Source organism: Lutimonas sp., assembly GCF_051011215.1.
GTDB lineage: Bacteria > Bacteroidota > Bacteroidia > Flavobacteriales > Flavobacteriaceae > Lutimonas.
Window position 1 is genome coordinate 1 of record NZ_JBPCUJ010000163.1, and the last position, 9,676, is coordinate 9,676.

Annotated in this window: 11 protein-coding genes; 5 read left to right on the forward strand and 6 right to left on the reverse strand. The window is 37.5% G+C overall.

Going from position 1 to position 9,676, the window contains the following annotated elements; translation table 11 throughout:
* The coding region (locus ACR2MV_RS15435; protein WP_434023072.1) for an Hsp70 family protein at positions 1-644 on the reverse strand (644 nt) is incomplete at its 3' end.
* A gap of 247 nt (positions 645-891) precedes the next feature.
* On the opposite strand from ACR2MV_RS15435, the gene ACR2MV_RS15440 reads away from it, so the two are divergent.
* On the forward strand, positions 892-2,409 hold the full coding sequence (locus ACR2MV_RS15440; protein WP_434023074.1) for a glycoside hydrolase family 10 protein: 1,518 nt from the start codon (positions 892-894) through the stop codon (positions 2,407-2,409).
* Between the two features lies 1 nt (position 2,410).
* On the opposite strand, the gene yaaA is transcribed toward ACR2MV_RS15440, so the two are convergent.
* From yaaA to ACR2MV_RS15455, 3 genes are read right to left on the reverse strand one after another with little or no spacing between them, the layout of a single operon-like run.
* Positions 2,411-3,169 (reverse strand): peroxide stress protein YaaA, encoded by a 759-nt coding sequence (gene yaaA, locus ACR2MV_RS15445; protein WP_434023076.1) that lies wholly within the window; start codon positions 3,167-3,169, stop codon positions 2,411-2,413.
* Positions 3,170-3,191: 22 nt separating this feature from the next.
* A complete protein-coding gene (locus ACR2MV_RS15450; protein ID WP_434023078.1) occupies positions 3,192-4,223 on the reverse strand; it encodes an RluA family pseudouridine synthase in 1,032 nt (343 codons plus the stop codon).
* A gap of 24 nt (positions 4,224-4,247) precedes the next feature.
* The gene (locus tag ACR2MV_RS15455) at positions 4,248-4,826 is read right to left on the reverse strand and encodes a PASTA domain-containing protein (protein WP_434023080.1); all 579 of its coding nucleotides are present in this window, start codon (positions 4,824-4,826) and stop codon (positions 4,248-4,250) included.
* A gap of 112 nt (positions 4,827-4,938) precedes the next feature.
* Between ACR2MV_RS15455 and ACR2MV_RS15460 the strand changes: the two genes are divergently transcribed.
* Both ACR2MV_RS15460 and coaD read left to right on the forward strand, forming a co-directional pair.
* Entirely contained in the window at positions 4,939-5,919 is a 981-nt protein-coding gene (locus tag ACR2MV_RS15460; RefSeq protein ID WP_434023082.1) for a D-alanine--D-alanine ligase, read from the forward strand.
* A gap of 9 nt (positions 5,920-5,928) precedes the next feature.
* Positions 5,929-6,387: a pantetheine-phosphate adenylyltransferase gene (coaD, locus tag ACR2MV_RS15465; protein ID WP_434023084.1), complete on the forward strand. Its 459-nt coding sequence runs from the start codon at positions 5,929-5,931 to the stop codon at positions 6,385-6,387.
* Between the two features lie 8 nt (positions 6,388-6,395).
* Here the strand turns inward: coaD and ACR2MV_RS15470 are convergent, their stop codons facing one another.
* Entirely contained in the window at positions 6,396-8,024 is a 1,629-nt protein-coding gene (locus ACR2MV_RS15470) for a SulP family inorganic anion transporter (RefSeq protein ID WP_434023085.1), read from the reverse strand.
* A 78-nt stretch (positions 8,025-8,102) separates the two neighbouring features.
* Complete coding sequence (locus tag ACR2MV_RS15475; protein ID WP_434023087.1) at positions 8,103-8,708, reverse strand: NUDIX hydrolase; 606 nt, start codon at positions 8,706-8,708, stop codon at positions 8,103-8,105.
* A gap of 7 nt (positions 8,709-8,715) precedes the next feature.
* Between ACR2MV_RS15475 and pyrE the strand changes: the two genes are divergently transcribed.
* Both pyrE and ACR2MV_RS15485 read left to right on the forward strand, forming a co-directional pair.
* Positions 8,716-9,360 (forward strand): orotate phosphoribosyltransferase, encoded by a 645-nt coding sequence (pyrE, locus tag ACR2MV_RS15480; RefSeq protein WP_434023088.1) that lies wholly within the window; start codon positions 8,716-8,718, stop codon positions 9,358-9,360.
* 2 nt (positions 9,361-9,362) lie between these two features.
* Positions 9,363-9,676 (forward strand): SRPBCC family protein (locus ACR2MV_RS15485; protein ID WP_434023090.1); only part of this gene is annotated, 314 nt, incomplete at its 3' end.

Here is a 9,676-nt window from a genome sequence, read left to right on the forward strand (position 1 = left end):
GTTGATAATACTTCAAAAACGCCATCTCCAATTTCCAAAATAGAAATATCAAAAGTACCTCCACCTAAGTCATACACTGCAATTTTTCTGTCTTCACCTGATTTATCCAAACCATATGCCAAAGCTGCAGCAGTTGGTTCATTAATAATTCTGCTTACTTTTAAACCGGCAATCTCACCAGCTTCTTTAGTAGCTTGTCTCTGAGCATCATTAAAATAAGCAGGAACTGTTACTACAGCTTCTTTTACTTCTGTACCTAAATAGTCTTCAGCGGTTTTTTTCATTTTCTGCAACACCATGGCAGAAATTTCCTGAGGTGTGTACAACCTTCCGTCTATATCAACTCTTGGTGTGTCATTATCTCCTTTTACAACTTTATAAGGAACTCTTTCAGCTTCCATTTTAGATTCTGAAAATTTATTTCCCATAAATCTTTTGATAGAATATACAGTTTTAACAGGATTGGTAACAGCCTGACGTTTTGCAGGATCTCCAACCTTTCTTTCACCATCTTCAACAAAAGCAACGATAGAAGGCGTTGTGCGTTTTCCTTCTGCATTAGGAATTACAACGGGCTCATTACCTTCCATCACTGAAACGCAAGAGTTGGTTGTTCCTAAATCTATTCCAATTATCTTACTCATAATATTATATTTTAATTTTTATCTAATCTTTCATTTTAATAACTGTTGCTGTATAGTCAATGATTATGCCATTGCTGAATTTCTAATAATATGTCACCTTTTTGACATTAATTAATGACATAGTGACATAATTTAAAGTCATGCCAGGAATTATTGTCTGTAAGCCACAAGATAAATTATTGATTGTTTTTGTCTTTTGTAAAAGAAGCCCTTACTTTTGAATCTTATAACATTTAAGTTTTTTTAAGTGAGGATTCTATTAATCATTCTCTTTGTTTTTCTTCAATTTCATGATATCAATTCACAGGAATCTCTTTCCCGTGAATTCAGAGGAGTTTGGGTAGCCACAGTTGGGAACATTGATTGGCCGAGTGCGAAAGATTTAAGTACCCAGGAGCAACAAAAAGAAATTATCAATTTGCTCGACCTGTTCAAGGGTATGAATTTCAACGCCGTCGTTTTTCAAATCAGACCTTCAGCAGATGCCTTTTACAAATCTCAATACGAGCCTTGGTCTTACTATCTTAGTGGCACAAATAATAAAGCTCCAAGCCCTTATTATGACCCCTTGGCCTTTATCATCTCTGAAACGCATAAAAGAGGGATGGAGTTTCATGCTTGGTTGAATCCCTACAGAGCTCTTGTAAATATCTCAGAGTATCGATCAAATCCTTTTCCACTGACATATGAAAAACCTGAATGGTTTATCAATTATGGTAAGAACAAATATTTTGATCCAGGCCTGCCTGAAGTGAGAACCTATACAAATAAGGTTGTTGCAGATATTGTTTTAAACTACGATATAGACGCCATTCACTTTGACGATTATTTTTATCCTTATAAGATTAATGGAGAAAAATTTGAAGATGAACGGAGTTTTAAGCGTCATGGAGGGGCTTTTTATCCTGATAAAAAAGATGACTGGCGAAGAGAAAATGTAAACATAATTATTGCCGAATTGCACCATACCATCAAAAGCCTGAAACCCTGGGTTCAATTTGGAATAAGCCCTTTCGGCGTATGGAGAAATACGAAAGATGATCAAAGAGGGTCCAATACGGAAGCAGGTCAAACTAACTATGATGATCTTTATGCAGATATTATGCTCTGGATGAAGAATGGCTGGCTCGATTATGTCTTACCTCAAGCCTATTGGCGCATCGGGCATGACAAGGTTGACTACAAAACCATTGTTGAATGGTGGGCCGACAATTCATTCGGTACCAAGCTCTATATAGGTCATGCCATGTATCGCCTGGCGGTTAAAAGTGAAGATCAAGCCTGGAATATGGCACAACCAACTGAGATTGAAAGTCAGCTCATTTTTAACAAGCGTATCTCTCAGGTAAAAGGCAGTGTCTTCTTCAGCGCTCAGTCCTTTCAATCAAATCCCTACAAGATCAACCAAACGTTTGAAAAAAAAATATACCAACACCCCATACTTCAACCCATCGCCGACAAGAAAATGAAATTCTCTCCACAGGCGGTAAGAAATTTGCGATTGACGAAACTAAAGAACAAACAATACCTGCTTCAATGGGATCGGATGCCCGAACATATCGAATACCAGGCAGTAAAATATCTTGTGTACCTATTTGATGGAAATGAAGCGCCTGATATCAATCAGAATGCTAAAATTATCGCGCTAACCGGTGAAGCAAGTCTGCTCCTTTCCAAGAAAAGAATCAAGTCAGGTCAACGACTCACGGTTGTAGCCGTCAGTAAAAATAATGACATGAGCAGTCCGGTAAGTATTCAACTATAAGTTATCTGGTAAAAACCAATTCTGTATCGGTGGATAAGTTCGCGTCAAAGGCGTATCCATTTACATTAAAACCCTTGAGTCCTTCAATACTGTCAACTTTCTGATCAACAATATAGCGTACCATCAGACCTCTGGCTAATTTTGCAAAAGTCATTACCACCTTATAATCACCATTCTTAAACTCCTTGAAAACAGGTGTTATCACTGGTACTTTCAATAACTTTGGCTGAAGTACTTTATAATACTCATTACTGGCTAGGTTTACAAAAAGCTCCCCTTCTTCCAATTCGCTATTCAGAGAATCCGTGATTTTTGAGTCCCAGAATTTGTACAAATTTGGTTTTACGCCCACTTTTAGACGGGTACTCATCTCAAGTCTGTAGGCCTGCATTAAATCCAGTGGCTTCAAAACTCCATATTGTCCTGATAAAATTCTCAGTCTGTCCTGTAAAAACGAAATATCCGCCTCTTTCATACTTGTCACATCCAATCCACGGTATACTTCGCCTGTAAAAGCAAACACTGCCTGCTTGGCATTCTCCGGATTAAAAGGAACCGTCCATTCTTGATTCCTTTCATAATTTAATTGCCCCAAGGCAGGTGAAATGGACATTAATTTAGACAATGAACGTGCTGATTTCTTCTTCAAGATCTTGCTCAACCTCTCTGCTTCCTTCAAAAAAACAGGTTGTGTATAGTCAGATGTTGAAGCTTCCGTTTCAAAATTAAGTGATTTGGCAGGGGATATAACTATTTTCATTAGCGCTAATTTTTAAATACGATCAAGTATCGTGTTGATGTGCTGTGTAATTTCTCCATTTATCGAGACAGTTTTTCATGTCCTCAGGCAACTCTGAATTAAAGAAAAGCTGTTCCTTTGAATCGGGATGTTTAAAACCCAAGGTTTTTGCATGCAAGGCCTGTCTCGGCAATATTTTAAAACAATTATCTACAAACTGTTTGTATTTCGTATATGTGGTTCCTTTTAAAATTCTATTCCCACCATATCGCTCATCATTGAAAAGAGGGTGCCCTAAATACTTAAAATGAGCTCTGATCTGATGTGTACGACCTGTCTCTAATTTACATTCTACCAAGGTGACATAACTGAAGCGTTCTATTACTTTATAATGAGTTACCGCATGCTTTCCAAAATCACCGTCGGGAAAAACATCCATTTGCAGTCTGTTTTTAAAACTTCTTCCAATATTTCCGGTAATAGTTCCTTCATCCTCCTGTACACTTCCCCATACAAGCGCCAGGTACAATCTTTCAGTTGTTCTGTTAAAAAACTGGCTTGCTAAATTGGCCATCGCAAATTCAGTTTTGGCAACTACCAGCAAACCGCTGGTATCTTTATCTATTCTATGGACCAAACCAGGCCTGTCAGAACTATTATTGGGCAAATGCTCAAAATGATGAATCAGACCATTCACCAAAGTGCCACTATAATTTCCGTGTCCTGGATGAACTACCATTCCAGCTGGTTTATTCACTACAATCACAGCCTCATCCTCGTGAACGATATCCAGGCTGATATCTTCAGCAACCAATAAATTCTCATGAGGTGGATGGGCCAGAACAACTCTTACAACATCCTTTGCTTTCACCTTGTAATTTGATTTTACAATGGCATCGTTCACTAAGACATTTCCGGCTTTCACCGCTTGCTGTATTTTATTTCTGGTGGCATTCTCAATAAAATTCATGAGAAACTTATCAACTCTTAAAGGCTCCTGACCCTCACTTGCTACAAACTTAAAATGTTCATACAAATCATCGTCAATACTAACATTTTCTTCTTCCTCCTTCATGCCAGATGTTTTCAGTTGATACTTTTAATTAATCGAATCTCTTTTAACCAGACCATCTCCTAAAACTAAATCAATAACCGTGTTTTTAGGTAATTTTTGACCTGGCTTCACCTCTTTTCGTCCTATTTCAAGTTTTCTGACTACATCCCTGCCAAGGTCTTTAATATATCTTTCCTTCCCGATTCTAAACCCAAGGGATTTCAGCTGAATAACAACCTGTCTTTTCGTTTGATCCAGTACATTCGGAATGGTGACCTTTCGGTAATTAGATGGATTTAGTGTCAGGTATATTTTTCTATTTTCCTTGACAAAATCTCCCGGTAAGGGGTTTTGTTCAATGACAGATTTTGCTGGAAACTTGGGGTTAAAACTGGCTGAATCAATCACCACAAAATTCAATTTGTGTTCCTCAAGTACTTTTTCAGTTTCCGCCAGGCTTAACATTTCAAGGTTAGGCACTTCAATTTTCTCATCCTGCTTGGTATAGGAATGCAACCATTTAAACAAGCCGAATAACAGTATCAACGAAATAGCGACTACTAAAATAATTGTTCTTAAAAACTCCTTGCTTTTCAGGTATTGCAATAAATTCATTTCTTTCATAAAATTTTTCAAATATACTTTAAATATTGATAACTAATCAAGGCCGAAAGGCTCATTTAAAGTCTTTTTTGTAAGTTTGTTTTTACAATTAACAGGCCCAATTAATAGCTTAATGAAAAAAAATATTGCCATTATCATGGGAGGATATTCCTCCGAAGCAGCCATTTCTATTCAGAGTGGAAATGTGGTTTATAAAAACCTTGACAAGGAAAAATTCGATTTATTCCGAATTCTTATAAGTGAAGACAAATGGGTTTACCTTGATGAAAATGATCAGGAACACCCTATAAACACAGCCGATTTCACCACTACCGTAAATGGCTATAAAATTAAGTTTGATTTTATATTTAACGCCATACATGGTCATCCGGGTGAGGATGGTACTTTATTGGCTTATTTTGATTTATTGGGACTGCCCTATTCTTCAGCTCCATTTTATCAAATGGCAGTTGCCTTTAATAAAAGAGATTGTTTAAGTCTGTTAAAACCATATGGGATTCAAACTGCCGAGTCAATCTATTTGAACAAAGGAGACAAGTTGTCTTTTGAGGAAATTGAAAAAAAACTTGGCTTGCCTTGCTTTGTAAAACCCAACCGGGCCGGTTCCAGTTTTGGCATCAGCAAGGTCTATACGAAGGAAGAATTAGGACCTGCGCTTGACAAAGCCTTTGAGGAAGATGATGAAATTTTGATAGAACAGTTTTTGGATGGTGCTGAAGTATCGGTCGGTGTCATTTTTTGGAAAGGAAAAATCAAGGTACTGCCGATTACTGAAATTGTTTCTGAAAATGATTTTTTCGATTATGAAGCAAAATATCTTGGGCGATCAAATGAAATAACCCCTGCGAGAATTTCTGAAATTCAAAAAGAAAATGTATCGGCCATGGCCGCTAAAATTTATGCAGTAATGAAATTGAAAGGACTTTCCAGAGCTGATTTCATATTTGTAGGAGATCAACCGTATTTTATTGAATTAAATATGGTTCCGGGACTTTCAGCGGAAAGCATCCTGCCCAAACAGGCCAAAGAAGCTGGAATTTCATTAGCTTCACTCTTTGAAAGCACCATTCAACTGCAGAAACTACGTCATTAAACAAGAATTATGAAAAAAAGAGCTGTTTTTCCGGGATCCTTTGATCCACTAACTTTGGGGCATACGGATATCATTGATCGGGCCATTCCACTATTTGATGAGATTATTATTGCGATCGGAACAAACTCTTCAAAAAAATATATGTTTAATTTAGATCAACGGAGAGAATTTATTGAAAAGACCTATGCGCATCAGCCAAAAGTCGTTGTCGATACATATCAAGGACTTACCATTGATTATTGCAAAAAAGTAGGAAGTCAGTTCATTTTAAGAGGCCTCCGAAATCCTGCAGATTTTGAGTTCGAAAAAGCCATTGCGCAGACCAACCGAAAAATGTCCGAAATAGAAACTATATTTCTTTTAACCAGCGCGGACACTTCTTATATCAGCTCAAGTATTGTAAGGGATATCATCATCAATCATGGAGATGTATCCATGTTGGTTCCGCAATCAGTAGTGGCCAAATAGGAGCTATCCTATAAGTGATACTCCGATAAGCTTTTTGGAAATTCTTCCGGATTTGCAGCCAAATGATAACGAGGGTCATCAATATCATTGATAATTACCTGATGAAATTTTGGATCTGACTTATACAATAGAGCCTTGCACTCTTCACTCAAATGCTTTAAATGAATCTTTTTGTTTTCGGCTTCATACTTTTTTACCAAATTAAGAATGGCTTCTAATGCTGAATGGTCACTCACCCTTGATTCGACAAAATCAATTTCTACATTCTCAGGATCGTTTTTGATATCAAATTTCTCGTTAAAGGCCGATATAGAACCGAAAAATAAGGGGCCCCAGATTTCATACACTTTGGTTCCATCATCTTTCATTCTTTTTCTGGCTCGAATTTTCTTTGCATTTTCCCAAGAAAACACCAAAGCACTTACAATGACACCGGCAAATACAGCTATTGCCAAATCAAAAATTACCGTTAGTGCCGACACCAAAATAATCACAAAAACATCCGATCGTGGTACTTTATTCATGATCCTGAAACTACTCCATGCAAAAGTTCCGATAACCACCATAAACATCACACCTACCAAAGCGGCAATGGGTACTTGTTCTATGTATGACGATCCGAACAAAATAAAGGCCAGTAACATTAATGCAGCTACAATTCCCGACAATCTTGTTCTACCACCCGACTTTATGTTAATAATAGATTGCCCGATCATGGCACATCCTCCCATACCTCCAAACAGGCCGGTTACAATATTGGCACTACCCTGAGCTACACATTCTTTATTTCCATTACCCCGTGTATCCGTCAGGTCATCAATTAAATTCAAGGTCATCAATGATTCTATCAAACCGATTGCAGCCAAAATAATGGCATAGGGTAAGATAAACTGAATGGTTTCCATATTAAATGGAACTTTAGAAAACAACTCAAGTTGAAACATCGGAAGTCCACCTTTAAGACCTTCACCTCCACCATCTCTGATAAACGAGCCCACTGTTGCAACATCAAAATTAAAAACAATGGCGATGGTCGACACCACTAATATACCTATCAAAGCTTCAGGTAATTTCTTTGTGAGCTTTATCTTAGGCAATCCCCACATAATCAACATAGTAAGCCCAACCAAGGCAGCCATTAAATAGAGCTCACTTCCTTGAAGCCATACTTTATCTCCATCAATTGTTTTCTTAAACATACCCAACTGAGAGAGAAATATGACAATAGCCAAGCCATTTACAAATCCCATCATCACAGGATGTGGAATCAACCTCACAAATTTTCCTAATTTAAGAAGTCCTGCTAAAATCTGAATAAAACCCATCAATATGACGGTCGCAAATAAGTAGTATAACCCTAAGTTCTCGCCGGGCGCTCCCATTTCATTCCCTCGAGCTACCAGACTCACCATGACAACTGCCAAGGCGCCGGTGGCTCCTGAAATCATTCCTGGTCTACCACCAAAAACAGAAGTTATCAACCCTACCATAAAGGCTGCGTATAAACCCACCAAAGGATCAACTCCCGCCACAAATGCAAATGCCACTGCTTCAGGCACCAGGGCCAGTGCCACTGTTATACCTGACAATACATCGTTCTTTACATTCGGTAATCTTTTGCTAATAAACTCAGTCATGTTCTTAAATTAAAAAGCTTTCAATTAAAAAAGCGGCAAATATACTATAAACTTCTTTTAATAAACCAATTAAACGTCTTATTGTTGGTTCTTCATTGCGTACATCTCCATCAGAAAGACGATGTTTGGGTAGGTATTTTGCATCAATTTTGGAATGTCTTTCTGATCGACCCATGCTACATCAGTGATTCCTTCTTCCAATTGAGGTATCAATATAAGCTCTTCAGAATACATGTGATGCCAATAAGAAACTTTTAATATCTCCACACCTCGCTCCTCATAAATATGATAGGTTGTTTTGAAGTAGCCCAGAAGATCTACATTTTTAAGACCACACTCTTCTTCCACTTCTCTTACAGAAGCACTTTCTTTGGTCTCTCCTTTTTCAATCTTACCCTTGGGAAGATCCCATTTATCATGTCTGAAAATAAAAAGTACGTTGTCCTTTTGGTTGGTGACGATACCTCCGCCCGCTTCAATTACCTGATACAATTTTTGAAATGAGCACCACATGAATTCTAAATTCTTGTGAAATAAATACACTGTAGTCATTGATTTTGAAATCAAATTATTTATCTCCTCCAATCGATTAAAATCATTCCATAAAAAACAATTATCCTCACTTAAAATATTTCCATCATCTGTTAAAATAATTGAAGTATCATTCTTAAAAATTGCATACATTTGCACTATGATTTTTGACAAAAATACAGCAAAAAAGACAGCTGAATTGCTTTTACAGATAAAAGCGATAAAATTGCAACCTGACCAGCCATTTACTTGGGCCTCTGGGTGGAATTCACCCATTTATTGTGACAACAGAGTCACCCTTTCGTATGTGATGATTAGAAATTTTGTGAGAGAAAATTTGGCAAGAATCATCTCAGAAAAACACGGTCAACCTGATGTGATTGCAGGAGTTGCTACAGGAGCAATCGCTATTGGAGTCCTTGTGGCTCAGGAACTTGGCATTCCGTTTATCTACGTGAGGCCAGAACCAAAAAAACACGGGCGACAAAACCAAATTGAAGGTTTTTTAGATAGCGGTCAGAATGTTGTGGTAGTTGAAGATCTTATCAGTACCGGAAAAAGCAGTCTAAATGCAGTAAATGCCTTAAAGGAAGCCGGTGCCAGAGTCATTGGTATGGTTGCAATTTTCAATTATGGGTTTCCTGTTGCTGAAAAGAATTTTAAGGAAGCACATGTTGATCTGACGACTCTGAGCGATTATGAGAATTTAATAGAACAAGCACTGGAAACTAATTTTATCAGTACCAAGCAAGTTACAACCTTAAAAGCCTGGAGAGAAGATCCGGGTGAATGGAATGCCAAATAAAAATGAATTTAGAAAGTCCTAAAGTTACCGTACAAAAATCTAATAAAGAGATTTTTGATTATCTGTCAAATGTTGAAAATTTTGAACATATCATGCCTACGAACATTGATAAGTTTGAAGCTGGAAACGAATCTTTTCTTTTCGCATTGAAAGGAATGCCGGAAATTGAATTAAAATTAGAACAGGTTGAATCTCCAAATAAAATTGTGCTGGGCTCGGCCAACGAAAAATTCCCTTTTAATTTAACAGCGGATATTGAAGAAGCTACTGCTGACAGCAGTAATGTTCAATTACTTTTCGATGGGAAATTCAACCC